The organism is Arthrobacter sp. Y3223065 (assembly GCF_059090885.1).
This window is the reverse complement of the sequence record NZ_JBNHGC010000001.1, coordinates 567589-592224: the sequence shown is the minus strand read 5'-3', so window position 1 is coordinate 592224 and position 24636 is coordinate 567589. Positions and strand designations below refer to the sequence as shown.

Genomic DNA, 24636 nt, shown 5'->3' with positions numbered 1-24636 from the left:
ACGCTGGTTACTCTGCGGCCTTTTCGACGGGCTTGCTGACCAGCAGGCCCTCGTTGATTTCGCGCAGTGCGATGGACAGCGGCTTCTCGTTCAGCTTGGTGTCCACCAGCGGGCCGACGTACTCGAACAGGCCTTCGTGCAGCTGCGAGTAGTAGGCGTTGATCTGGCGGGCACGCTTGGCACCGTAAATCACCAGCGCGTACTTCGAATCCGTTGCTTCCAGCAGGGAGTCGATCGGCGGGTTGATGATGCCTTCGAGGTTGGTCGACACTAAATCTCCAATGGGTTCCGGGACGTGTTCTTTTGGACCCGCTCAGCGCGGGTGCGGGACAAGTCCCATCAATGAAACGAGCTCGTCTGCCGCCCGCTGGACATCGTCGTTAACGACGGTGAAATCGAACTCGGGCTCGGCAGCAAGTTCTAGTTTAGCGGTTTCCAGCCGGCGCTGCTGTTCTTCGGGTGTTTCCGTGCCGCGGCCCACCAGTCGGCGGACCATTTCCTCCCAGCTCGGCGGGGCCAAAAACACGAACGTGGCATCCGGCATGGACTCCTTGACCTGCCGGGCGCCCTGCAGATCGATCTCCAAAAGCACGGATTTGCCGTCCGCCATGGCTTCCTCCACGGTGCGCCGCAGCGTCCCGTAGCGGTTCCGGCCGTGCACCAGGGCCCACTCGAGCATGTCGCCGGCGGCCACCAGCCGGTCGAACTCTTCGGGGCCGACGAAAAAGTAGTGGACTCCATCCTGCTCACCGGGCCGCGGTTCGCGGGTGGTGGCGGATACCGACAGCCAGACGTCGGGGTAGTTGTCGCGGATATAGGTGGAAACGGTGCCCTTGCCGACGGCCGTGGGGCCGGCGAGAACGGTCAGGCGGGGTTTGTCGGACATATCTTCCATCTGTTACTGGGATTTCAAGTGGTCTATCAGGGCTCGCCGCTGGTGGATGCCGAGCCCGCGCAGCCGGCGGCTGGGCGCAATGCGGACCGTCTCCATGATGGCGGCGGCGCGGACCGGTCCGATGCCCGGCAACGATTCGAGCAGCTCGGCCACGCGCAGGCGGCCGACCGATTCCATCGACGCGGCCGCCTCAATCACCTCGGCCACGGTCATGGCGCCGGATTTCACTTTGGCCTTGACTTCCGCACGTTCGACCCGGGCGGCCGTCGCTTTCAGCCGGGCGGTGGTGCGTTCGCTCTCCGTCAGCGGTCGAAGACCCACAGCTCCTCCAGACAATCCGGCCCGTCGGACAAGATGCCGGGCGGGCACATTGGGCATGAATTGAACTTACCAGAACCGCAACACCGCGGCTCAGGGCCGCCGCAACGCCCGGCTGTTCGGCACAGGAGGTTAGACGGGCCAGCCCGGGCGCTGCTCAGCCCGCGAGGCCCGACAAACCGGCCAGGGTGCGGCCGGCGGCCCCGCGCAAGGCGGCGGTGTCCGGGCCGGCCTGGAGGATGTCCCGGCTGGAGGTGGCCAGGACATTCCCGACGGCGGAGCCGAAGGCCGCCGCGATGTCAGCCCCGGTGGCACCCTGTGCGCCCAGCCCGGGGGCCAGCAGCGGCCCGTTGACCGCCGCCAGGTCCAACCCGAGCCGTTCCATCACCTCGGCCCGGACCGTGGCGCCGACCACCAGGCCGACGGAGCCCAGCTCGCATGCGCGGCCGGCCTCCGCGTTGTCGGCGGCCGCCGCTTCCGCGATCCGGGCGGCCACGGACTCGGCGCCGCCAACGTGCTGCACGCTGGCGCCCTCCGGGTTGGAGGTCAGCGCCAGCACGAACACTCCCCGGCCGGTTGCCGCCGCCATATCCAGCGCGGGCCGCAGCGATCCGTACCCGAGGTAGGGGCTGAGCGTCACGGCGTCGGCCGCCAGCGCCGAGCCGTCCCGCAGCCACGCGTCGGCGTAGGCCGCCATGGTGGAGCCGATGTCGCCGCGCTTGGCGTCGGCGATCGTCAGGGCACCGGCCTGGGCCGCGGCCGCCAGCAGCTTCTCCAGCACCGCCAGGCCGGCCGAACCGTGCCGTTCGTACAGTGCCACCTGCGGCTTGAGGGCGGCAGCCTGCTCCCCCACCGCGTCCAGCACGGTGAGGGAGAAGCGTTCCAGCCCTCCGGCGTCGTCGTTCAGTCCCCAGGCGGAGAGCAGCGACGGGTGCGGGTCGATGCCCACGCACAAAGGCCCGCGGGCCTCCATTGCAGCCCGCAGCCGCCGCCCGAAGGTGGCGGGCTGCGGCCGGTCGTGCGGCTCAGGCATGGAAGGCGGCCTTCAGGTTCTCCGCGTGCTCCTGCAGGCTGGTGACGTCCCACTCGTACTGGCGCATCGCTTCGATGGCCTGGATGGCGGCACCGAACTCGGACACCGTGGTGATGATCGGCGTTCCCACCGACGTCGCCGCAGCGCGGATCTCGTAGCCGTCGCCGCGGGCCTGGCCGCCGGACGGGGTGTTGAGGATCAGCCCGATGCGGCCTTCGGTGATGAGGTCCACGATGGTGCCCTCGCCCTCGTCGGAGCGCCCTTCGGCGATCTTGCGCACGGTGGTGGACTGGATGCCGTTGCGGCGCAGCACTTCGGCCGTGCCGCCGGTGGAGAGGATTTCGAAGCCCAGGTCCACCAGCAGCTTCACCGGCATGATGATGGAGCGCTTGTCGCGGTTGGCCACCGAGACGAACACCTTGCCGGACGTCGGCAGGGCGCTGCCGGCCGCGGCCTGGCTCTTGGCGAAGGCCGTGTCGAAGTACTTGTCGATGCCCATGACCTCGCCGGTGGAGCGCATCTCCGGGCCGAGCAGCGAGTCGACGACGGTGCCCTCCGGCGTGCGGAAGCGGCTGAACGGAAGCACCGCCTCCTTCACCGCCACCGGCGCCTCCAGCGGCAGCCGGGAACCGTCGCCGGTCTCCGGCAGCACCTTGTAGACGCTGCGCAGCATGGCGATGTCAACGCCGGTACCGATCAGTGCCGCGGCCTTGGCCAGCTGCACGCCGGTGGCCTTGGACACGAACGGGACGGTGCGGGAAGCGCGCGGGTTGGCCTCGATCACATAGAGCACGTCCGCGGCCAGCGCGAACTGGATGTTGATCAGGCCGCGCACCCCCACGCCCTCGGCGATGGCGGCGGTGGCCTTGCGCACCCGGTCCAGGACGTCGGCGCCCAGGGTGATCGGCGGCAGCACACAGGCGGAGTCGCCGGAGTGGATTCCGGCCTCCTCGATGTGCTCCATGATGCCGCCGACGTAGAGGTCCTTGCCGTCGTAGAGGGCATCGACGTCGATCTCGATCGCGTCTTCCAGGAAGCGGTCCACCAGCACCGGGTGGTCCGGCGTGATCTCGGTGGCGTTGGCGATGTAGCGCGACAGGTTGGCCTCGTCGTAGACGATCTCCATGCCGCGCCCGCCCAGCACGTACGACGGGCGGACCAGCACGGGGTAGCCGATCTCGTCGGCGATCTTCTTCGCTTCCTCGAAGGACACGGCGGTGCCGTTCTTCGGGGCTATCAGGCCGGCCGAATCCAGCACCCGCTGGAAGGCGCCGCGGTGCTCGGCCAGGTCGATGGCTTCCGGCGAGGTGCCGAGGATGGGGATGCCTGCGTCGGCCAGCGCCTGCGCCAGCTTCAGCGGCGTCTGGCCGCCCAGCTGCACGAACACGCCGAGCACGCCGCCGGTGCGCTCCTCCGCCGCGATGACCTCCAGCACGTCCTCGAGCGTGAGGGGCTCGAAGTACAGGCGGTTGGAGATGTCGTAGTCGGTGGAGACGGTCTCCGGGTTGCAGTTGATCATGACCGTCTCGTGCCCGGCCTTGCGCAGCGCCATGGTGGCGTGGACGCAGGAGTAGTCGAACTCGATGCCCTGGCCGATCCGGTTCGGGCCGGAGCCGAGGATGATCACGGACGGCTTCGCGTGCAGCTCGACCTCGTCCTCCTCGTCGTAGGACGAGTAGTGGTACGGGGTGTAGGCGGCGAATTCGGCGGCGCAGGTGTCCACCGTCTTGAACACCGGGCGGATGCCCAGCGCGTGGCGGACCCCGCGGACCACTGCCTCGCTGGTGTGGCTGAGCTTGCCGATCTGTTCATCGGAGAAGCCGTGCCGCTTGGCCAGCCGCAGGATGTCCTCGGTCAGCGCCGGTGCGCGGCGGATTTCGGTGGCCACTTCGTTGATCAGCTGCAGCTGGTCCAGGAACCACGGGTCGATCGCCGTGGCTTCGAAGACCTGCTCGACCGTGGCACCGCCGAGCAGCGCCCGCTGCACCATCGAGAGCCGCTCGGTGGACCCGACCCTGGACTTGGCCAGCAGTTCGGGCACGTCATAGTCGTTGACCGGGTCGAACTCGAGCTGCGACCCCTTCTGCTCCAGCGACCGCAGCGCCTTCTGCAGCGCCTCGGTGAAGTTGCGCCCGATGGCCATCGCCTCGCCGACCGACTTCATGGTGGTGGTCAGCGTCGGGTCGGCGGCCGGGAACTTCTCGAACGCGAAACGCGGAACCTTGACGACGACGTAGTCCAGCGCCGGTTCGAAGGCGGCCGGGGTCTGCTGGGTGATGTCGTTCGGGATCTCGTCCAGCGTGTACCCGAGCGACAGCTTGGTGGCGATCTTGGCGATCGCGAATCCGGTGGCCTTGGAAGCCAGCGCCGAGGACCGGGACACGCGCGGGTTCATTTCGATCACCACGACGCGGCCGGTGTCCGGTTCGATGGCGAACTGGATGTTGCAGCCGCCGGTGTCGACGCCGACTTCCCGGATCACCGCGATGGAGATGTCGCGCAGCTTCTGGAACTCGCGGTCGGTCAGCGTCATGGCCGGGGCCACGGTGATGGAGTCGCCGGTGTGCACGCCCACCGGATCGAAGTTCTCGATCGAGCACACGACCACGACGTTGTCGTTCTTGTCGCGCATCATCTCGAGCTCGTATTCCTTCCAGCCCAGGATGCTCTCTTCGAGCAGCACCTCGCTGGTGGGGCTGTACTGGATGCCGGCGCCGGCGATCCGGCGCAGGTCCTCCGCGTTGTAGGCCATGCCGGAGCCGAGCCCGCCCATGGTGAAGGACGGGCGCACCACCATCGGGTAGCCCAGCTCCTCGGCCGCGGCAAAGGCTTCGTCCATCGAGTGCACGATCACGGACTTGGCGGATTCGGCGCCGCAGCGCTCCACCACGCCCTTGAACTTCTCCCGGTCTTCGCCGAGTTCGATGGCGGCGATGTTGGCGCCGATCAGCTCCACGTTGTACTTGTCCAGCACGCCGTTCTTGTCCAGCGCTATCGCGGTGTTCAGGGCCGTCTGGCCGCCCAGGGTGGGCAGCAGGGCGTCCGGGCGCTCCTTGGCGATGATCTTTTCGACCACCTCCGGGGTGATCGGCTCCACGTAGGTGGCATCGGCGAACTCGGGGTCCGTCATGATGGTGGCCGGATTCGAGTTGACCAGGATGACCCGCAGGCCCTCCTCCTTCAGCACCCGCAGCGCCTGCGTGCCGGAATAGTCGAACTCGGCCGCCTGTCCGATCACGATGGGACCGGAACCGATGACCAGGACGGACTTCAGATCTTCTCTCTTGGGCATTACTTGCTTTCCTTCGTCGTCTCGGAAGCGGTTCCGGTCTGGGTTCGGCGGGAGTTCATCAGGTCGGTAAAACGGTCGAACAGGGGCGCCGCATCGTGTGGCCCGGCGGCGGCCTCCGGGTGGTACTGGACGGAGAAGGCGGGGATGTCCAGGCAGTTCAGGCCCTCGACGACGTCGTCGTTCAGGCAGACGTGGCTGACTTCGACCCGGCCGAAGCGCTCCTCCGGGGCCAGCGTGGGCCCGTCCAGCGGGGCGTCGACGGCGAAGCCGTGGTTCTGCGAGGTGATCTCGACCTTTCCGGTGCGCCGGTCCATCACCGGCACGTTGATGCCGCGATGGCCGTAGCGCAGTTTGTAGGTGCCGAAGCCCAGGGCGCGGCCCAGGATCTGGTTGCCGAAGCAGATGCCGAAGAACGGCAGGCCGGCGTCGAGCACCTTGCGCAGCAGCAGCACCTGGCGGTCGGCCGTGGCCGGGTCGCCGGGCCCGTTGGACATGAACATGCCGTCGGGCGAGACGGCCTGGATGTCTTCGAAGCTGGCGGTGGCGGGCAGCACGTGCACCCGGATCCCGCGCTCGGCGAACCGGACGGGGGTCATGGCCTTGATGCCCAGGTCGAGGGCGGCGACGGTGAACCGCGGCTCACCTTCCCAGCCGTGGTCGGCCGGTTCGACGACGTAGGCTTCCGTGACGCTGACCTCTTCGGCGAGCCGGGCGCCTTCCATCGCCGGCTGCGCGGCGACCTCGGCCAGCAGCTCCGCCGCGGGGCGGGCGGCCGCGTCGCCGGAGAAAATGCCGGCCTTCATCGCGCCGCGCTCGCGCAGGTGGCGGGTCAGCGCGCGGGTGTCCACGCCCTGGATGCCCACGATGCCCTGGTTGACCAGTTCGTCGTCCAGGCTGCGCTCGGAGCGCCAGTTGGAGGGCCGGCGGGCCGGGTCGCGGACCACGTAGCCGGCCACCCAGATCTTGCGGGATTCCGCGTCGTCGTCGTTCACCCCGGTGTTGCCGATGTGGGGCGCGGTCTGCACCACCAGCTGGCGGGCGTAGGACGGGTCGGTGATGGTCTCCTGGTAGCCGGTCATGCCGGTGGAAAAGACCGCCTCGCCCAGCGCGGTGCCCTGGGCGCCGTAGCTGCGGCCGCGGAAAGTCCGGCCGTCTTCGAGCACCAGCAGCGCCGGTGCGGAGAGGAAAGTTGTTTCTGCGCTCACGATGTGTCCTAGTCTTCCTGTACGGCGGGTAGGTATGTCTGCAGCTGCGCCAGCAGCGGTTGTTTCTCGGCGGCCTGCCGGGTGCGGAAGGCCGTGTCGACCTCGCGCTCCCCCAGCTTCCACGTGATCACGGCCAGGCCCTCGGACTCCACGAACTTGCCCACCATGCCGCTCTCGGTCCGGACATCGGAGATGCTTTCGGCCGGAATGTAGAGGTCCGTGGAGCCGGGTCGCTCGATCAGCACGCCGTGCGGATAGGTCCGCAGCGCCGCCTTGGTCCGGATGCCGAGGCCGTGGACGGCGACGCGGTCCAGCCAGTCCCCCGCCGTCGTCGTGACCACGTACATGCCTTCGTAGTAGCCGGTCGGGTTGGCGGTGTCCGCCGGGACCTGCGGCAGCGGCGCGATGTCCCGCTGCCGCTTGAGCCGGTTGCGCCAGCCGACGGCCACCAGCGCCATGAGCCCGAGGGCGACGGCGAGCATCACCAGGCCGGCCTGGATCTGGTCCATGTCAGGCCTCCCCTGCCGGGCGTGCCGGGGTGTTCAGGGCGCCGTCCAGCACGGTGGGGTGCCCGTTGAGGAACGTGGCGACCACGCGGCCGGGCAGCTCCCGGCCGGCGAACGGCGAGTTCCTGCCCTTGGTGGCCATCGCGGAAGGGTCCACCGTCCAGCGGGCCGCGGGGTCCACCAGGGTGATGTTGGCGGCCGATCCGGCGGCCAGCGGTCGGCCCTGGCCGGCCAGCCGGCCGATGCGGGCCGGCATGGCGGAGGTGATCCGGGCGAAGTCGGCCCAGCCGATCAGGCCGGTTTCGATCATGGTGTGCTGCACGACGGACAGCGCCGTCTCCAGCCCGGTCATGCCCATGGCCGCCTGGGCCCATTCGCACTCCTTCGCCTCGGAGGGGTGCGGCGCGTGGTCGGTGCCGATGACGTCGATGGTCCCGTCGGCCAGGCCGGCGCGCAGGGCCTGCACGTCCTCGTCCGTGCGCAGCGGCGGGTTGACCTTGTAGACCGGGTCGTAGCTGCGGACCAGTTCGTCGGTCAGCCACAGGTGGTGCGGCGTGACCTCGGCGGTGACCTTGATCCCGCGGGCCTTGGCCCAGCGGATGAGCTCCACCGATCCGGCCGTGGAGACGTGGCACACGTGCAGGCGGGAGTCCACGTGCTGCGCCAGGAGCACGTCGCGGGCTATGATGCTCTCCTCCGCGACGGCGGGCCATCCGGTCATGCCCAGCACCGCCGACACGGTTCCCTCGTTCATCTGTGCACCGTCGGTCAGCCGCGGCTCCTGGGCGTGCTGGGCGATCACGCCGTCGAACGCCTTGACGTATTCCAGCGCGCGGCGCATCAGCACCGGGTCCGAAACGCAGATGCCGTCGTCGGAGAAGACCCGGACCCGGGCGCGGGAGTCGGCCATCGCGCCGAGCTCGGCGAGCCGTTCGCCGGCCAGGCCCACGGTCACGGCGCCCACCGGGCGGACGTCCGCCCAGCCGGCGGTCCGGCCCAGGGTGTACACCTGTTCGACCACGCCGGCGGTGTCGGCGACCGGCGTCGAGTTGGCCATGGCGTGCACCGCGGTGAAGCCGCCCAGGGCCGCCGCCCGGGTGCCGGTCTCCACCGTCTCCGCGTCCTCGCGGCCCGGTTCGCGCAGATGGGTGTGCAGGTCAACCATGCCCGGCAACGCGATCAGCCCGTCGGCATCGATTTCGACGGCGCCGGCCGCGCTCAGGGCGGTGCCCGCCTCCACGATTCTCCCGCCGCGGAGCAGCATGTCGGCGCGCTCCCCGCCGGTCAGCGAAGCCCCGCGGATCAGGTAGGTGGTTTCGCTGGACTCGGTCACTTGGCCTCCTGGGTGGCGGTGGGTGCGGGGGCGGCGGATTCGGTGCCGCCGGAGAGCAACAGGTAGAGCGCGGCCATCCGCACGGCGACACCGTTGCGTACCTGGTCCAGCACGGTGGACCGCGGCGAGTCGGCTGCCGCCGATGAGATTTCCAGCCCGCGGTTCATCGGGCCGGGGTGCATGATGATGGTGCCGGCGCGGCCGGAGGCGTCCAGCGCCGCCAGGCGGCGGTCGTCGAACCCCCAGCGCCGCGAATACTCCTGCGTGGACGGGAAGTAGGCGGCGTTCATCCGCTCCCCCTGCACGCGCAGCATCATGACGGCGTCCGTGCCCTCGGCCAGCGTGGCGTCCAGGTCGTAGCTGATCGTGCACGGCCACTGGCGGCTGCCCACCGGCAGCAGCGTCGGCGGGGCGACCATGGTGACCTCGGCGCCGAGGGTGCGCAGCAGCCACAGGTTGGAGCGGGCCACCCGGGAGTGCAGGATGTCCCCGACGATGGCCACCTTCATGCCGGCCAGGTCGCTCCGCGTCGACGGGATGCCCGTGAGCCTGGCCCAGGTGCGCCGCAGCGTGAACGCGTCCAGCAGCGCCTGGGTGGGGTGTTCGTGGGTGCCGTCGCCGGCGTTCACCACGGCGGCGTCGATCCAGCCCGAACCTGCCAGCCGCGCCGGGGCCCCGGAGGCCCAGTGCCGGATGACGACGGCGTCGGCGCCCATCGCTTCCAGGGTCTGGGCGGTGTCCTTGAGCGATTCGCCCTTGGAGACGGACGACCCCTTGGCGGCGAAGTTGATCACGTCGGCCGAGAGCCGCTTGGCGGCCGCCTCGAAGGAAATGCGGGTGCGGGTGGAGTCCTCGAAGAAGAGGTTGACCACGGTGCGGCCGCGCAGCACGGGCAGTTTCTTGACCTCGCGCTGGGAGACGGCTGACATCTCCTCGGCAGTGTCCAGGATCCGCACCGCGTCCTGCTTGGCCAGGTCGGCGGTGGAGAGCAGGTGTTTCATGCGCTGACGTCCTCGATCACTACTTCGTCGGTCGCCGGCGCGCCGTTGTTGGTGTCGGTCTCCGCCAGCCGGACCCGGACCTTCTCCTTGGAGGAGGTGGGGAGGTTCTTGCCGACGTGGTCGGCGCGGATCGGCAGCTCGCGGTGCCCGCGGTCCACCAGGACGGCCAGCCGCACGATCCTCGGCCGGCCCAGATCCACCAGGGCGTCCAGGGCGGCGCGGATGGTGCGCCCGGAATAGAGCACGTCGTCGACCAGCACCACGACCTTGTCGTCGATGCCGTCGGCCGGCAGCTGGGTGGGCAGCGGGGAACGCGTGGGATGGCGGCGCAGGTCGTCGCGGAACATGGTCACGTCGAGCTGGCCGATGATTTCTTCGGCGGCGACGGAAGGGTCGGCGGCGGCAATCTTTGCGGCCAGCCGCCGGGCCAGCGGGTAGCCGCGGCGCGGGATGCCCAGCAGGACAAGGTCCTTGGGGCCCTTGTTCGCCTCGAGGATCTCGTGGGCGATACGGGTCAATGCGCGGTTGATGTCCGCTTCGGCAAGTACAACGCGCGACGATGCCGGCTGCTGCGCCGGGGAGTCCGTGTTCATCTGTTGCCGCCTCCTTCCCCGCCTCACTGGACGGAATTTAAAGGTTGCTTGCGCCCTCAAAATTACCACGGCCGGGTCGGCACGGAGCGTTCGTGACGGCTATGCGACGGCGATCCGCGGACGATGTGCGCAAGCTCACCCGCGCAGGGCCCAAGCTCACCCGCGCAGGGCCCAAGCTCACCCGCGCAGGGCCCAAGCTCACCCGCGCAGGGCCCAAGCTCACCCGCGCAGGGCCGAAGCCCACTCGCGCAGCGCCAAACTCACCCGCGCAGGCAGGGGGTGGTGGCCAACGCGCGGCGACGGCGGACGCCGCAGGGGGCACCCGCCGTCGCGCGTGGGGATGGTGGCTGTGAGGCCGGAGTCAGGCCAGGAGCGTGGGCTTGAGCTGCTGCAGCCGGCCCAGGAGTCCGTTGACGAAGGACGGCGACTCGTCGGTCGACAGCGTCTTGGCCAGTTCCACGGCCTCGCTGACCGCTACGCCGTCGGGGACGTCGTCGTTGTAGAGCAGTTCCCAGGAGCCGACCCGCAGGATAATGCGGTCCACCGCGGGCATCCGTTCCAGTGTCCAGCCCTGGGCGTAGGTGGCCAGGAACTCGTCGATGGTCGGCTGGAGCGCGGCGACACCCTCCACGATCTGCGCGGTGTAGGGGTTGATCACCTGGTCGGTCTTGCCCCGCCCGGCCAGCGCCTCGGCGGCGGACACGCCGCGCTGCTCGGCTTCAAAGAGGACGTCGACGGCCCTGCGGCGGGCCTTGCCGCGGGCAGAAGTGGGAGCACTCACTAGTCGTTGACTCGTCCCAGGTAGTCGCCGGTGCGGGTGTCGACCTTGACCTTGGTGCCGGTCTCCAGGAACAGCGGAACCTGGATCTGGTAGCCGGTCTCCACCGTGGCGGGCTTGGTGCCGCCGGTGGAACGGTCGCCCTGCAGGCCGGGCTCGGTGTAGGTGATCTCCATGACCACGGAGGCGGGCAGCTCGATGTAAAGCGGGATGCCGTCGTGCATGGCGATGTTGACCTTGATGTTTTCCAGCAGGAAGCTCTCGTCGTCGCCGACCACGGGACCGGGGACGGTGACCTGGTCGTAGTCCTGCACGTCCATGAAGACGAAGTCGTCGCCGTCCTTGTACAGGTAGGTGTAATCGCGGCGGTCAACCGTGGCGGTTTCGATCTTCAGGCCGGCGTTGAACGTCTTGTCCTGGATCTTGCCGCTGACGACATTCTTGATCTTGGTGCGCACGAACGCACCGCCCTTGCCCGGCTTCACGTGCTGGAACTCAATGACGTTCCACAGCTGGCCGTCCAGCTTCAGCACGGTGCCGTTCTTGATGTCGTTGGTTGTGGCCACAGTTTCACTTTCGTCGATGATGGCGGGCCGCGGGCGGAAAGTCCGCCCGGCCCGGAGCGAAGTCCAGCAGACATTCTACCTGCTGGCGGGTTGCCGCCCGAAGGCGGCGGCGGCGGCCGGGGCTACTCGGCGATCTCCTGGTAGGCGGCGAACAGCAGCGAGGTGTCCGGCACTTCCAGGATCCCGGGCTTGGCCAGGCCGTCCAGCACCACGAACCGCAGCAGGTCGCCGCGGGCCTTCTTGTCCCGCTTCATCCCGTCCAGCAGCGCGGCCCAGCGGTCGCGGCGGTAGGAAACGGGCAGTCCGAGCGACGTCAGGATCGCCTGGTGCCGGTCGGCGGTGGCGTCGTCCAGCCGGCCCACCATCCGGGACAGCTCGGCGGCGAAGGCCAGCCCGATCGAGACGGCCGCGCCGTGGCGCATCTGGTAGCGCTCGGCCAGCTCGATGGCGTGGCCGAGGGTGTGCCCGTAGTTCAGGAATTCGCGGCGTCCCGACTCGCGCAGGTCGGTGGAGACTATTGCGGCCTTGACCCGGATGGACCGTTCGATGATCTCCCGCAGCTGCGGCGTGCCGGCGGTGCTCGCGGCCTTGGGATCGGCTTCGATCACCTCCAGGATGGCCGGGTCGGCGATGAACCCGCACTTGACGGCTTCGGCCAGGCCGGTGACCAGTTCGTTGGGCGGCAGTGTCTGCAGCGCGTCCAGGTCGGCCAGCACGGCGGCCGGCGGGTGGAACGCGCCCACCAGGTTCTTGCCCTCGGCGGTGTTGATGCCGGTCTTGCCGCCCACCGCGGCGTCCACCATGCCCAACAGGCTGGTGGGGATGTGCACCACCTTGACGCCGCGCAGCCAGGTGGCGGCCACGAAGCCGGCCACGTCGGTGACCGCACCGCCGCCCACGGCCACGATGGCGTCCGAGCGGGTGAAGTCGTTCTGGCCCAGCACCTGCCAGCAGAACGAGGCCACCTGGATGTGCTTGCCCTCCTCGGCGTCCGGAATTTCGGCGGTCAGCGCCTCCAGACCGTTGGAGGCCAGGTCCTCGCGCACCGCGTCGCCGGTGGCACGCAGCGCCCGAGGGTGGATCACCAGGACCTTCCGGACCCGCTCCCCCAGTACCTGCGGCAGGCGGCCCAGCAGCCCGTGGCCGACGACGACGTCGTACGCTTCCTGGGGCGTGTTCCCGGTGACCGGGATGGTGGTTGCCTCGGCGGTGTTGCTCACTGTTCGTGCCTTTCATCAAGCAGTTGTCTCAGTTCGGCCAGCAATTGCTGCTGTGTCTTGCCGCGGGTGTCCAGCACCACGTCGGCCAGGCGCTCGTAGACCGGCCGGCGTTGCCCGAAGGTTTCGATCCAGCGGCCCACGGGGTCGCCGGCCAGCAGCGGCCGGCCGGTGTCCTTGATGATGCGCGGCCGCACGGTGTCCACGTCGATGTCCAGGAAAACCACGGTGCAGTCGGCCAGCAACTGCTGCGTGCCGGTGTCCAGGATGGCGCCGCCGCCCAGCGACACCACGGCCGGCGGCTTGCCCGCGGCGAGCAGCGCCGCCACTTCGCGGGCCTCGAGCTCGCGGAAGGCGTGCTCGCCCATCGAGGTGAAGATGGCGGTAATCGGCCCGTGCCGTTCGACGAGCCGCTTGTCGCTGTCGGCGAAAGCGAGGCCGTGCCGGCTGGCGAACTGGCTGCCCAGCGTCGACTTGCCGGACGCCATCGGGCCGATCAGGACCAGGTGGCGCCGCAGCTTGATCGGCTGCCCGGCTGCCACTAGCGGCCGATCGAATCCAGCGACTCCGGGATCGCTGCCAGGTAGGACTGGAGGTTGCGTGCCGTCTCGCGCACGGAGTCGCCGCCGAACTTCTCGGTCACGGCCTCGGCCAGCACCAGGGCCACCATGGCTTCGGCGACGACGCCGGACGCCGGCACCGCGCAGACATCCGAACGCTGGTGATGGGCCTTGGCCGGCTCTCCGGTGGTGACATCGATGGTGGCCAGCGCGCGGGGCACCGTGGCGATCGGCTTCATGGCCGCGCGGACGCGCAGCGTTTCGCCGATGCTCATGCCGCCCTCGATGCCGCCGGCCCGGTTGCTGGCCCGGACGATAGTGCCTTTTTCGTCGCGGACGATTTCGTCATGGGCTTCCGATCCGCGGCGGGCGGCGGTGAGGAAGCCGTCGCCGACCTCGACGCCCTTGATCGCCTGGATCCCCATCAAGGCTGCAGCCAGGCGGGAGTCCAGCCGGCGGTCCCAGTGCACGTAGCTGCCCAGTCCCGGCGGCAGGCCGTAGGCCAGTACCTCCACCACGCCGCCCAGGGTTTCGCCGTCCTTGTGCGCCTGGTCCACTTCCAGCACCATGGCCCCGGATGTCTCCGCGTCGAAGCAGCGCAGCGGATCTTCGTCCAGCGCCAGGACATCGCCCGGCCCGGGAACCGGGCGGCCTTCCGGAACGGAGACCCGGCCGACCGCGGTGGTGTGGCTGACCAGTCGGATGCCCAGCGCGGCGAGGAATTTCGCGGCGACGGTTCCCAAGGCCACCCGCGCCGCCGTCTCCCGGGCGCTGGCACGTTCCAGCACGGGGCGGGCTTCGTCGAAGCCGTACTTCTGCATGCCGGTGAAGTCGGCGTGGCCCGGCCGGGGCCGGGTAAGGGGGGCGTTGCGGGCAAGGTCCTCCAGTGCGGCCGGATCGACCGGATCGGCGGACATGACGGTTTCCCACTTCGGCCATTCGGTGTTGGCGACCTCGATGGCCACCGGGCCGCCCTGGGTCAGGCCGTGGCGGACGCCGCCCACCAGGGTGACCTCGTCCTTTTCGAACTTCATCCGGGCACCGCGGCCGTAGCCAAGGCGCCGCCGGGCCAGGGCATCCTGGACCTCGGCTGCGGTCAGTTCGACGCCGGCAGGGACGCCTTCGATAATTCCTACCAGGGCCGGACCATGGGATTCACCGGCGGTTAACCAACGCAACATGGATTCAATACTGCCATGCATCGGCGGGCTGTTTAGCGCCGCGGTGCACCTACCGCGTCACACATCACATTTGTGACTTCGGCGGCGTTGGTGAAGCGATCGCCGGCGAACAAGCGCACCTGCTCCACGGCCTGGTAGATCAGCATTTCCAACCCATGGACCACCGACCCGCCGTGGCGATGCCAGACGGCCGCCAGTTCGCTGGGCCAGGGATCGTAGGCGACGTCGAGCAACACGCGGCCGCTCCGGTCCGTTCCGGCCTCCGCCGCCAGCTCCGCGGCCAGGGAATCGGCGGCCCGCGGCGGCAGCGTGCAGACCACTGTCCCGGCCCGCCGCAGCACGGTGGTGGCCTGGTCCCACCCGGCCACCCGCAGCGGCAGGCCGAAGTGGCGGGCGATGCCTTGCACGCTCCCGGCGCTGGCCGGGTTCCGCAGGCACAGGATCACCTCGGACGGTTTCAGGTCCGCCAGCGCGGCGGCGGCCGCTGCGGCGGTGCCGCCGCCCCCGAGGATCACTGCCGGCACGCCGCCCTCTGCGACACCGCCGTGGCGCAGGGCACCGACGATGCCTGCCACGTCGGTGTTGTGACCGGAGAGCGTCACCCGTCCCTCGCCGTCGTACTCGGGAACCACGGTGTTGAGCACTCCCAGCAGGTCCACGAGTTCGCTGACCCGGTCCATCTGGCCGACCATGGCGGCCTTCAGCGGCATGGTCACCGACAACCCGGCCCAGTCCCGTTCCGCGCGCAGCCCCTGCACGAACTGCGGCACGCGGTCCGCCGTGACGTCGATGGCCCGGTAGCTGCAGTCGAAGCCGATGAGCTCATAGGCGGCGCGGTGCAGGGCAGGCGACCGCGAGTGGCCGATCGGATGGCCAAGCACCGCCGCCTGGAGCTGCCGGGCAGCGGGTTGCCTCCCGGCAGGCCCGCCGTCCGCGGGACGGGCGGTCAACTGCACCGGCCCTCTTCCTGCTCGCTGCACCACTGCTGGTATTCCTTGGTGTACGCGTTGTGCTCTGCCAGCGTCTCAGCGAACTTGGTCTCGCCGGTGTCCAGGTTGACCGTCACCCAGTAGTAGTAGGGCACGTCGGCCGGGTTGGCGGCCGCGTCGATGGCAGGTCCGCCGGGCGAGTTGATCGGCCCGGCCGGCAGCCCGGTGTGCGCGTAGGTGTTGTACGGGTTCGACTTGTCGGCCTTTTCCTCGGGCGTGATGTCGTAGCCCTTCCGGCCCAGCCCGTACGTGACCGTGGCGTCGGACTGGATCAGGCCGTTCGTTTCGGTGTTGTCAGGCTTCAGCCGGTTCTGGATGGCCCCGGCGACCTTGGCGTAGTCGGCCTCGCCGGCCTCGGCTTCGATGATGCTGGCGATGGTCAGCACCCGGAACTGATCCTGCGGGTCGGTGATGCCGTCACTGGTCAGCCGCTCCTTGGTGTTGGCGACCAGTTCCGCGATGATGTCCTCCGCGGTGGCGTCCAGCGGCCAGCGGTACTCTCCGGGGAACAGGTACCCCTCCAGGTTCCGTGCGTCCTCCGGCAACCCGAACTGCTGCGGATTCTTGGCCAGCTCCGCGAACTCGGAGGCCGGGATCTTCGTGCCCTTGCTCAGGGCGTCGAAGACCTCGTCCTGACGCCAGGTGCGGTTAATGGCAACGTAGGAAACCTTCTCCCCCACGTCCGCGAGCAGGATGGCGGCCGCGTCCGCGGCCGGCAGCTTGTACTGCATCTGGTAGTCGCCGGGCTGGACCTCGCGTCCGTTCGCCTGGCTGGCCAGCTCGCCCAGGAAGATTTCGCTGTTGGAAACGATGTCCTTCTCCACCAGTGAACCGGCGATGGCCAGCGGACCGGCCCCTTGTTCCACGGTGAAGGTCACCTGCCCCTCCCCGGGGCCGGCATAGTCTTCGGGACCGCCGCCCATGCCGAGCAGGTTCTGCAGGAACAGCACCACGCCGACCAGGCCGGCGGCGAAGACCGCGAACACCACTAGCATGATCGTGTTGCGCCGACGGCGCGCCTTCTGCTTGCTGCGGGGCTTGCCCTTGCGGCCGGGCGCCGGCTCATCCTCGAAAAAGTCCAGCCGGCCGTCGTGGTAGATCTGTCCGTCGTCCTGATTCACGCCGGTGTCGTCGGCCACGTCCCAGTCCTGCTCCGCTTCGCCGTCCGCGGCAGGGATCTGCTGGTGGACGACGGTGGCCGGCTCCGGGTCGTGCCAGGCGGCGGCCGGTTCGTCCCGGAGGCCGGGGGCCGGCTCGTCCCAGCCGGCGGCGGCCGGTTCGTCCCGGAGGCCGGGGGCAGGCTCGTCCCAGCCGGCGGCGGCCTGCTCGTCCCGGAGGCCGGGGGCAGGCTCGTTCCGCCCGGGAGGAACCGGCGACGCGGCTGCGGCGGGGCGGGCGGGCGGCTCGGGCCAGGCCTCGTCCGCGGGCGCTTCCTCCCATTCGGGCACAGCGTCGTCGTCCCAGTACGGCGGGACGGTGTCATCGAAGCGCGGGTCAGCGGCCTGGCGGCCGCGCGCGGCGCGCCGGGATGGCAGGTTGTTCCAGTCGTCGGGGTGCTTGCTCATGTCCCGGGGTCCCCGCTTCGGTCATGTCCGTGCGAAATCGTCGGCTCCTCATGGCTGGCATCCGGCACATGGCTGCCGGCGGGCGGTGCGACAGGTGTCCCCACGTCCTGCCCTTGGGCCCGTTGCATGTCAATAGCCTGCTGCAGTATACCCACCGCAGCTACCTGATCAACTACTTTACGATGTTGACGCGTATCCATGCCAGCCTCCCGCAGTCCGCGGTGCGCAGCCACGGTAGTCAGGCGCTCGTCGATCAGGTTGACCCGGGCAGCCGACCCCGCCCCGGCCAGGGCTGCGGCCAGCTTCCGGGCGTAGCCGCGGGCCATTTCCGTGGAGGCCGAGTCCCCGCCCGAAAGCGTTCGAGGAAGCCCGACGAACACCTGCACGGCCTTCCGCTCGGCGGCTTCACGCACCAGGACCCTGACGTCGCTGTCTTTCTTGGCATCGCGTTTCAGGGTGCGCACCGGGGTGGCCAGGATCCCGTCCGGATCACAACTGGCCACGCCCACGCGCACCGCACCGACGTCGACACCGAGTTTGGTGCCGCGCGGATAATCGGGAACAGACACCGGACGCCCTAGCGGTTGGCGACCGCGGCCGTCACGGCGGCCAGTGCCTCGTCGATCTTGGTGGCATCGGACCCGCCGCCCTGCGCGACGTCGTCCTTGCCGCCGCCTCCGCCGCCCAGCACTCCCGCAGCGGTCTTGACCAGGGCGCCGGCCTTCACGCCGGCGGCACGGGCGGCCTCATTGGTGGCCACCAGGATCAGGGGCCGGCCGTTGGCCACTCCCGTCATCGCCACGGTGACCGGGTCGGAGCCCAGCCGCGTCCGCAGGTCCAGGGCCAGGCTGCGCAGGTCGTCGGCGCCGCTGAGTTCGCCGGCATTGTGCGCCAGCAGCCGCACTCCTGCCACGTCCTGGGCCTGGACCACCAGCGAAGCAGCCGAGGCGGCCAGCTGTTCCTTGCGGAGCTTGTCCAGCTCCTTCTCCACGGACTTGAGCTTGGCCAGGGTGGCGGCGATCCGCTCGGGCAGCTGGGCTCCCGGCACCTTGAGCATTTCGGAGAGTTCGTTCACCAGCGCGCGCTCGGCGGCCATGTGGCGGAAGGCCTCCATGCCCACGAATGCCTCCACGCGCCGGTTCCCCGAGCCAACCGATGCCTCGCCCAGCAGGGTCAGCGAACCGATCTGCGAGGTGGCCTCCACGTGGGTTCCGCCGCAGAGCTCGCGGGACCATGCCCCGTCGATCTCCACCACGCGCACGGTGTCCCCGTAGGCCTCGCCGAACAGCGCCATGGCGCCCAGCTCGCGGGCCTGGGCCAGCGGCATGATGCGGGTCTGGACCTCGAAGTTGTTGCGGATGGCCAGGTTCGAGACCTCTTCGACCTCCGACTTGGCGGCGTCGGAGAGGCCCTCGCCCCAGGAGAAATCGAAGCGCAGGTAGCCGGCCTTGTTGAAGGAACCGCGCTGCAGCGCCTCCGGGCCCAGGATCTGGTGCAGGGCCGCATGGACGATGTGCGTGCCGGTGTGCGCCTGCTCGCCGGCCTGGCGGCGCTGGGCGTCGACGGCGGCCTGCACCTTGGCGCCGGAGGGCAGTTCGCCCTCGCGCACCACGGCCTTGTGCACGCTCAGGCCCTTGACGGGCTTCTGGACGTCGAGCACCTCGACCACGAACCCGTCGCCGGTGATCAGTCCGACGTCCGCGGCCTGACCGCCGGCCTCGGCGTAGAACGGGGTGGCTTCCAACACCAGTTCGATTTCCTCGCCCTGGCCGGCGGAACCGCGCACTTCGCCGCCGCGGACGATGCCGCGCACCGTCGATTCGGTGGTGAGTTCGTCGTAGCCGGTGAAGACGGTCTCGCCATCGGCGAGCATCTCGCGGAAGACGGTCACGTCGGCGTGGCCCAGCTTCTTGCCGCGGGCATCGGCCTGGGCGCGCTGGCGCTGTTCGGCCATCAGCGACCGGAATCCGGCCTCGTCCACCTGCAGGCCGGCTTCCTCGGCCATCTCGAGGGTCAGGTCGATCGGGAAGCCGTAGGTGTCGTGCAGGGTGAAAGCGTCCTCGCCGGAGATCGGCTTCGCGGCAGCCTTGGATTCCTTCACGGCCTCTTCGAGCCGGGCGGTGCCGGAGGCAATGGTGCGCAGGAACGCCTTCTCTTCGGCGTAGGCAATCCGGCTGATCCGCTCGAAGTCGTCGGCCACTTCCGGGTATGTGCCCTTCATCGCGTCCCGGGAGACCGGCAGCAGGTCCGGCAGGCAGGCGCGTTCCACGCCGAGCAGGCGCATGGCGCGCACGGCCCGGCGGATCAGCCGGCGCAGCACATAGCCGCGGCCCTCGTTGGAGGGGGTCACGCCGTCGGCAATCAGCATCAGGGCGGAGCGGATGTGGTCGGCCACCACGCGCAGGCGCACATCGTCGCCGTGGTGCGGGTCGTCGTCGGACTCGGCGCTCGTGTACTCCTTGCCGGAGATCTCCGCGGCCTTGTCCAGCACGGGGCGGACCTGGTCCGTCTCGTACATGTTCTCCACGCCCTGCAGGATCATCGCGAGGCGTTCCATGCCCAGGCCGGTGTCGATGTTCTTCTGCGGCAATTCGCCCAGGATCTCGAAGTCTTCCTTGCCGATGCCCGCACCGCGCTGGTACTGCATGAAGACGAGGTTCCAGATTTCGATGTAACGGGTCTCGTCGGCGATGGGGCCGCCCTCGATCCCGTACTCCGGGCCCCGGTCGTAGAAGATTTCCGAGCAGGGGCCAGCCGGGCCGGGCTGGCCGGTGGACCAGTAGTTGTCCTTCTTGCCTGACTTCTGGATCCGCTCGGCCGGGACGCCCACCTGGTCGCGCCAGATGGCCAGTGCTTCCTCGTCCTCTTCGTACACGGTGATCCAGAGCTTCTCCGGCGGCAGGCCGTAGCCGCCCTGCTCCACCGGGCTGGTCAGCAGTTCCCAGGCCATCGCGATGGCCTGTTCCTTGAAGTAGTCGCCGAACGAGAAGTTGCCGCACATCTGGAAGAACGTGCCGTGCCGGACGGTCTTGCCGACTTCTTCAATGTCCGCGGTGCGGATGCACTTCTGCACGCTGGTGGCGCGCGGGTACGGCGGCGTCTCGCGGGCGGTCAGGTACGGGATGAACGGCACCATGCCGGCCACGGTGAACAGCAGCGAGGGATCCGGCGACACAAGGGACGCCGAGGGGACCACGGAATGGCCCTTCTTCTCGAAGAAGTCGAGCCAGCGGCGGACAATCTCATGGGATTTCATGGTGCCTGTGTCTTACCTTCCGGGGTGCAAAACGGTTGTGGGGGCCGGGCTGCGGCTTCGGTGACCGTAGAAAAACTTATCGCTTGCGGACGTCGTCGGCGGAATCGATGCCGAGGGCCAGGCGCAGGTCGGTTTCACGTTCCTGCATGCCGTCGCGGACCGCGTCGGCGAAGTTGGCCACGGAGTCGGCCACCTGCGCCAGGGCACGGTTCAGTCCCGCCGGGCCCAACGCGTCACGCGTTTGGGACACCTTGCGCACCGCGAGCACGCCGATCGCCGCACCGGCGGCCATCCAGATCATTCGCTTCATATCGGTTCCTCTTTCCCGGTTAGCGGCCGCGGCGGCGCTTGCCCTCGGGCGCGCCCTTGCCGGCGGAGTTGAAGGCGCTGCGCACGCCGTAGGAGAAAGCGGCCACCTTGATCAGGGGCGAGCCCAGGGTCGCGGAGACCAGCGAGGTCAGGGCCGACACGTTGGCGGAGGCGTCCGAGACGTGGTTGGAGATCCCGTCGACCTTCCTGAGCTGTTCGTTGGTGGTGCTCACCGTGGTGGTGACTTCGCCGATCAGCGGCGTCGTGCCGTCGCTGATCTCCCGGATTGCCTGGCGCAGTTCGTCAAACACCTTGCCGAGCTTCCAGACCGGTATGGCCAAAATGGCCACCAGCACCGCGAACACGCCCGCGGCGATCAGACCGGCGATATCTCCACCTGACATGGGCTCAAACGCTCCTCATTGTTGGTTAACGGCGTACTCCGGTTCCGCGCGCAGCGTGGGCGGGCCATCCGCTGCGGGTCCGGCTAACGACGGCGGGGCGCACCTTACGCAGGCACCGTCCCGCCACTGACAACACCTTACCTACTGAACAGCCCGCGGCCGATGCCGCGGGCTGTTCAGCGCCGCCCCCGCGCACGGGGGCGGCATCTCGCAGGTGCGGTCCCGGGGTTTCACGCCCGGGACAACGGGCCTAGCGAGCGTAGTATTCGACCACCAGCTGCTCTTCGCAGGTCACGGGGACCTCGGAGCGCTTGGGGCGGCGGACCAGGCGGGCCTGCAGCTTCTCCAGAGCGACATCCAGGTACGCCGGAACGTTGGGGAGCACGTCGCGGTGAGCGCCGGCAGCTGCCACCTGGAACGGGGGCATCTTCTCGGAGCGCTCGTGCACGTGGATCAGCTGGCCTTCGGAAACGCGGAAGGACGGGCGGTCCACGCGCTTGCCGTCAACCATGATATGGCGGTGCACCACCAGCTGGCGGGCCTGGGAAATCGTGCGGGCAAAGCCGGCACGCAGCACCAGGGCGTCAAGACGCATTTCCAGCAGCTCGATCAGGTTTTCACCGGTCAGGCCGGCGGTGTTGCGGGCTTCCTCGAAGACACGGGTCATCTGTGCTTCGCGGATGCCGTACTGGGCACGCAGACGCTGCTTCTCGCGCAGACGTACGGCGTAGTCACTGTCCTGCTTGCGGCGGGCGCGTCCGTGCTGGCCGGGGCCGTACGGACGACGCTCCATGTACTTCTCAGCCTTGGGCGTCAGGGCAATGCCAAGGGCACGCGAAATGCGGACCTTGCGGCGGGCTCGTGTGTTGTTAGCCACGATGTCCTTCCAGTTATGTGCGGTGCAATGGTTTGCTGGCCTCCATGTATCGGAGAGCGTTGGTCAACCGCTACCTTCAGCTACAGTCCGTTCGCGGCACGCGTCTGGCCCCACCTCTGATTTGATCCGGGGTTTGACGGCGCGTGAAGAACGGCTTGCCAGTCAGCCAACCATTCTAGCAGCAGCCTGGGTTGGTGCCGCACGCTTCGGGTGGGCACGGTCCTCGGGCGGCGCTGCCACCGCGTGGCCTCCTCCGCGGGCGACGCCGTCTAATCGGCGTGCCGGGCGCGTATGGCTATCTGAAAGTCTCAAGTGCTATGCCTGCAAAGGCCACGACTCCCACGCACATGTAGATGAAGCCCATGAACCTTACCGTCGGGACATCGACGAAGGTGAAGCCCTCCTGCGGTATTCCTTTGCTCTCCTTGTACATACGGGACCAAGCACTGGCCACACCATTGACATCCCTGAAGATGCAGAGACCAAAGAGAAAGAATGAGAGTCCGGCGGCCCCGAAAACCAGCAGCACCAACCATCCCGGACCCTGGAGTAAAGCAACGACAAAGAAGAGGAGGAACAACCCAAGTAAACACAGGAAGAGGGCCTTTGCAGGCTGGGGCATCTCGACGACCTGGCGCTTGATGAGACGGATCGTTCTGATGGCTCCTCCTTCAGTTGAGGAAACCGCACGGAGCACTCTGCCCCTTACGAGTCCCCCACGTGCCTTGAGAGTACGCCTGGCGCGGCTTCGCCACACGCAACATCCTGTGTGTATCCACCCTTCCATGTCCAAGGGCTTGGCCGCCGTTCGTGTGCAGGGGCGGCTTTTGCCTAGGCTGGGTCCATGCGAGCCATTTTGCAGCGCGCCAGCCGCGCCAGCGTCAGTGTCGACGGCGCCGTGGTGGGCGCCCTGCCCGGTCCCGGACTAGTGGTGCTGGTCGGCGCCACCCACTCCGACACCCCGGACGACGCGGTGGCGCTGGCGCAGAAGACCTGGCAGCTGCGGATCCTCGACGGCGAGCAGTCCTGCGCCACGGCCGGCGCCCCGCTGCTGGTGGTCAGCCAGTTCACCCTGTACGCCGATACCCGCCGCGGCCGGCGGCCGTCCTGGTCGGCGGCCGCCCCGGCGGCGGTCGGCGAACCCTTGGTGGAGGACTTCGTGGCGGCGCTGCGGGTGCTCGGCGCGCGGGTGGAAACCGGCGTGTTCGGCGCGATGATGGAGCTGGAGCTGGTGAATTCCGGCCCGTTCACCATCAGCCTGGACACGGAGGACTTCGGCAAGCCGCGCCGCGAGTAAGCTGAGCGCGGCCGGGCGCCGCCCTCGTTATTCGCCGCGGATGATCTTCCGCAGCCGGTCCACCCGGGGGGAAATTTCCCGTTCCGCCCCGTTGGTGGTCGGTTCGTAGTAGTTCCGGCCCACCAGGTCGTCGGGTGCGTACTGCTGGGTGGCGATCCCGTGCGGGGCATCGTGCGAGTAGACGTAGCCCTTCCCGTGGCCCATGCCCTTGGCGCCGGCGTAGTGGGAGTCGCGCAGGTGCACGGGCACTCCCTGGCCGCGCCCGGCGCGCACGTCCGCCACTGCCGCGTTGATCGCCGCGTAGCAGGCCGGCGACTTCGGTGCGGTCGCGATGTGGACCACGGCCTGGGCCAGCACGAGCCGGGCCTCGGGCATGCCGATCAGCTGCACGGCCTGGGCGGCCGCGACGGCTGTCTGCAGCGCGGTGGGGTCGGCCATGCCGACGTCCTCGGACGCATGGATGATGATCCGGCGGGCCACGAACCGCGGGTCCTCCCCCGCCTCCAGCATCCGGGCCATGTAGTGCAGCGCCGCGTCCACGTCGGAACCGCGCATCGACTTGATGAAGGCGCTGGTGATGTCGTAGTGCTGGTCGCCGGCGCGGTCGTAGCGCAGCGCGGCGCGGTCCAGCGCACGCTCGGCGTGGCCGAGCTCGACGAGCACCGGGGCGCCGTCCTCGCCCGTCCCGCCCGATTCGCCCCAGGCCACTCCCGCGGCGGCCTCCAGTGCGGTCAGGCCGCGGCGCGCATCGCCGGCGGCCAGCCGGACCAGGTGTTCCAGCGCCTCGTCACTCAGGGCCACGCGCCCGGCCAGCCCGCGCTCGTCCGCCACGGCGCGCACCAGCAGGGCTTCGACGTCGTCGGCGGTCAGCGGCTTCAGCGTCAGCAGCAGCGAGCGGGACAGCAGCGGCGAGACCACGGAGAACGACGGGTTCTCGGTGGTCGCGGCGACCAGCACCACCCAGCGGTTCTCGACCCCGGGCAGCAGCGCGTCCTGCTGCGCCTTGTTGAAGCGGTGGATCTCGTCCAGGAACAGCACGGTGGTCATCCGGTGCAGGTCGCGGGCGGTCAGCGCCTCGTCCATCACCCGACGCACGTCCTTGACGCCGGCGGTGATCGCCGAGAGCTCCACGAACTTGCGGCCCGGGCCGCGGGCGATCACGTGCGCCAGCGTGGTCTTGCCCGTGCCGGGCGGACCCCACAGGATCACCGACGACGGCCCCGCCGGACCGGTGGCCGCACCGCCGGCGGCCAGCAGCCGCAGCGGGGATCCCGACTGGAGCAGGTGCTGCTGGCCGACTACGTCGTCCAGCGTGCGCGGCCGCATCCGGACCGCCAGCGGGCTGCGCGGACGCCCCGATCCGGCGTCGCCGTCGGACACCGGTTCCCGGCCATCGCCGTCGTAGTCTTCATCGTCGCCTGCGGCCGCACTGAACAAGTCACTCACACGGTCAAGGCTATC

General features: G+C 69.2%; 25 protein-coding genes. 1 reads left to right on the top strand and 24 read right to left on the bottom strand.

All coding sequences use genetic code 11. The features are described from left to right. Positions 1-7: 7 nt before the first annotated feature. The 23 genes from rpoZ to AC5RUK_RS02570 all read right to left on the bottom strand — a co-directional run bounded on the left by rpoZ (position 8) and on the right by AC5RUK_RS02570 (position 22575). Positions 8-271 (bottom strand): DNA-directed RNA polymerase subunit omega, encoded by a 264-nt coding sequence (gene rpoZ / locus AC5RUK_RS02680; RefSeq protein ID WP_493977538.1) that lies wholly within the window; start codon positions 269-271, stop codon positions 8-10. A 42-nt stretch (positions 272-313) separates the two neighbouring features. Then, positions 314-886 (bottom strand): guanylate kinase, encoded by a 573-nt coding sequence (gene gmk, locus AC5RUK_RS02675; RefSeq protein WP_494108912.1) that lies wholly within the window; start codon positions 884-886, stop codon positions 314-316. 12 nt (positions 887-898) lie between these two features. After that, a complete protein-coding gene (gene mihF, locus AC5RUK_RS02670; RefSeq protein ID WP_493987138.1) occupies positions 899-1216 on the bottom strand; it encodes an integration host factor, actinobacterial type in 318 nt (105 codons plus the stop codon). Between the two features lie 154 nt (positions 1217-1370). Next, on the bottom strand, positions 1371-2246 hold the full coding sequence (gene pyrF / locus AC5RUK_RS02665; RefSeq protein WP_494151308.1) for an orotidine-5'-phosphate decarboxylase: 876 nt from the start codon (positions 2244-2246) through the stop codon (positions 1371-1373). Next, a complete protein-coding gene (gene carB, locus AC5RUK_RS02660) occupies positions 2239-5538 on the bottom strand; it encodes a carbamoyl-phosphate synthase large subunit (RefSeq protein WP_493987136.1) in 3300 nt (1099 codons plus the stop codon). Before carB ends, pyrF begins: the two co-directional genes overlap by 8 nt. Continuing rightward, the gene (gene carA, locus AC5RUK_RS02655) at positions 5538-6743 is read right to left on the bottom strand and encodes a glutamine-hydrolyzing carbamoyl-phosphate synthase small subunit (RefSeq protein WP_493987135.1); all 1206 of its coding nucleotides are present in this window, start codon (positions 6741-6743) and stop codon (positions 5538-5540) included. Before carA ends, carB begins: the two co-directional genes overlap by 1 nt. A gap of 8 nt (positions 6744-6751) precedes the next feature. Then, the gene (locus tag AC5RUK_RS02650) at positions 6752-7252 is read right to left on the bottom strand and encodes a PH-like domain-containing protein (RefSeq protein WP_494151307.1); all 501 of its coding nucleotides are present in this window, start codon (positions 7250-7252) and stop codon (positions 6752-6754) included. A gap of 1 nt (position 7253) precedes the next feature. Next, entirely contained in the window at positions 7254-8582 is a 1329-nt protein-coding gene (locus tag AC5RUK_RS02645) for a dihydroorotase (protein WP_494151306.1), read from the bottom strand. Beyond that, positions 8579-9583, bottom strand: a complete 1005-nt coding sequence (locus AC5RUK_RS02640) for an aspartate carbamoyltransferase catalytic subunit (protein WP_494151305.1) — start codon at positions 9581-9583, stop codon at positions 8579-8581. Before AC5RUK_RS02640 ends, AC5RUK_RS02645 begins: the two co-directional genes overlap by 4 nt. Continuing rightward, positions 9580-10176 carry a bifunctional pyr operon transcriptional regulator/uracil phosphoribosyltransferase PyrR gene (gene pyrR / locus AC5RUK_RS02635; RefSeq protein ID WP_493987131.1) on the bottom strand — a complete coding sequence of 199 codons (597 nt, stop codon included), beginning with the start codon at positions 10174-10176 and terminating at the stop codon, positions 9580-9582. Before pyrR ends, AC5RUK_RS02640 begins: the two co-directional genes overlap by 4 nt. Before the next feature lie 361 nt (positions 10177-10537). Continuing rightward, positions 10538-10957: a transcription antitermination factor NusB gene (gene nusB, locus AC5RUK_RS02630; protein WP_493987130.1), complete on the bottom strand. Its 420-nt coding sequence runs from the start codon at positions 10955-10957 to the stop codon at positions 10538-10540. Further along, a complete protein-coding gene (efp, locus tag AC5RUK_RS02625; RefSeq protein WP_493987129.1) occupies positions 10957-11520 on the bottom strand; it encodes an elongation factor P in 564 nt (187 codons plus the stop codon). Before efp ends, nusB begins: the two co-directional genes overlap by 1 nt. Before the next feature lie 122 nt (positions 11521-11642). After that, positions 11643-12740 (bottom strand): 3-dehydroquinate synthase, encoded by a 1098-nt coding sequence (aroB, locus tag AC5RUK_RS02620; RefSeq protein WP_494151304.1) that lies wholly within the window; start codon positions 12738-12740, stop codon positions 11643-11645. Beyond that, a complete protein-coding gene (locus AC5RUK_RS02615) occupies positions 12737-13279 on the bottom strand; it encodes a shikimate kinase (RefSeq protein ID WP_493987127.1) in 543 nt (180 codons plus the stop codon). Before AC5RUK_RS02615 ends, aroB begins: the two co-directional genes overlap by 4 nt. Continuing rightward, complete coding sequence (aroC, locus tag AC5RUK_RS02610) at positions 13279-14478, bottom strand: chorismate synthase (RefSeq protein WP_493987126.1); 1200 nt, start codon at positions 14476-14478, stop codon at positions 13279-13281. The genes AC5RUK_RS02615 and aroC overlap by 1 nt, the downstream gene beginning before the upstream one ends. Positions 14479-14510: 32 nt before the next feature. Further along, positions 14511-15428: a shikimate dehydrogenase family protein gene (locus AC5RUK_RS02605; RefSeq protein ID WP_494151530.1), complete on the bottom strand. Its 918-nt coding sequence runs from the start codon at positions 15426-15428 to the stop codon at positions 14511-14513. Further along, positions 15425-17032: an endolytic transglycosylase MltG gene (gene mltG / locus AC5RUK_RS02600; protein WP_494151303.1), complete on the bottom strand. Its 1608-nt coding sequence runs from the start codon at positions 17030-17032 to the stop codon at positions 15425-15427. Before mltG ends, AC5RUK_RS02605 begins: the two co-directional genes overlap by 4 nt. After that, positions 17029-17601: a Holliday junction resolvase RuvX gene (ruvX, locus tag AC5RUK_RS02595; RefSeq protein WP_494108900.1), complete on the bottom strand. Its 573-nt coding sequence runs from the start codon at positions 17599-17601 to the stop codon at positions 17029-17031. The genes mltG and ruvX overlap by 4 nt, the downstream gene beginning before the upstream one ends. An 8-nt stretch (positions 17602-17609) precedes the next feature. Continuing rightward, positions 17610-20288 (bottom strand): alanine--tRNA ligase, encoded by a 2679-nt coding sequence (alaS, locus tag AC5RUK_RS02590; RefSeq protein ID WP_494151302.1) that lies wholly within the window; start codon positions 20286-20288, stop codon positions 17610-17612. A 76-nt stretch (positions 20289-20364) separates the two neighbouring features. Then, positions 20365-20598, bottom strand: a complete 234-nt coding sequence (locus AC5RUK_RS02585; RefSeq protein WP_493987122.1) for a DUF6167 family protein — start codon at positions 20596-20598, stop codon at positions 20365-20367. A gap of 19 nt (positions 20599-20617) precedes the next feature. Beyond that, the gene (locus tag AC5RUK_RS02580; RefSeq protein ID WP_493987121.1) at positions 20618-21001 is read right to left on the bottom strand and encodes a DUF948 domain-containing protein; all 384 of its coding nucleotides are present in this window, start codon (positions 20999-21001) and stop codon (positions 20618-20620) included. Between the two features lie 250 nt (positions 21002-21251). Further along, the gene (gene rpsD / locus AC5RUK_RS02575) at positions 21252-21878 is read right to left on the bottom strand and encodes a 30S ribosomal protein S4 (RefSeq protein ID WP_493987120.1); all 627 of its coding nucleotides are present in this window, start codon (positions 21876-21878) and stop codon (positions 21252-21254) included. A gap of 295 nt (positions 21879-22173) precedes the next feature. Continuing rightward, a complete protein-coding gene (locus AC5RUK_RS02570) occupies positions 22174-22575 on the bottom strand; it encodes a hypothetical protein (protein WP_494151301.1) in 402 nt (133 codons plus the stop codon). Between the two features lie 147 nt (positions 22576-22722). Here AC5RUK_RS02570 and dtd point away from each other — a divergent pair, with 147 nt between their 5' ends. After that, a complete protein-coding gene (dtd, locus tag AC5RUK_RS02565) occupies positions 22723-23175 on the top strand; it encodes a D-aminoacyl-tRNA deacylase (protein ID WP_494151300.1) in 453 nt (150 codons plus the stop codon). Positions 23176-23202: 27 nt separating this feature from the next. Here the strand turns inward: dtd and AC5RUK_RS02560 are convergent, their stop codons facing one another. After that, positions 23203-24621 carry a replication-associated recombination protein A gene (locus tag AC5RUK_RS02560; protein ID WP_494151299.1) on the bottom strand — a complete coding sequence of 473 codons (1419 nt, stop codon included), beginning with the start codon at positions 24619-24621 and terminating at the stop codon, positions 23203-23205. Positions 24622-24636: the final 15 nt, after the last annotated feature.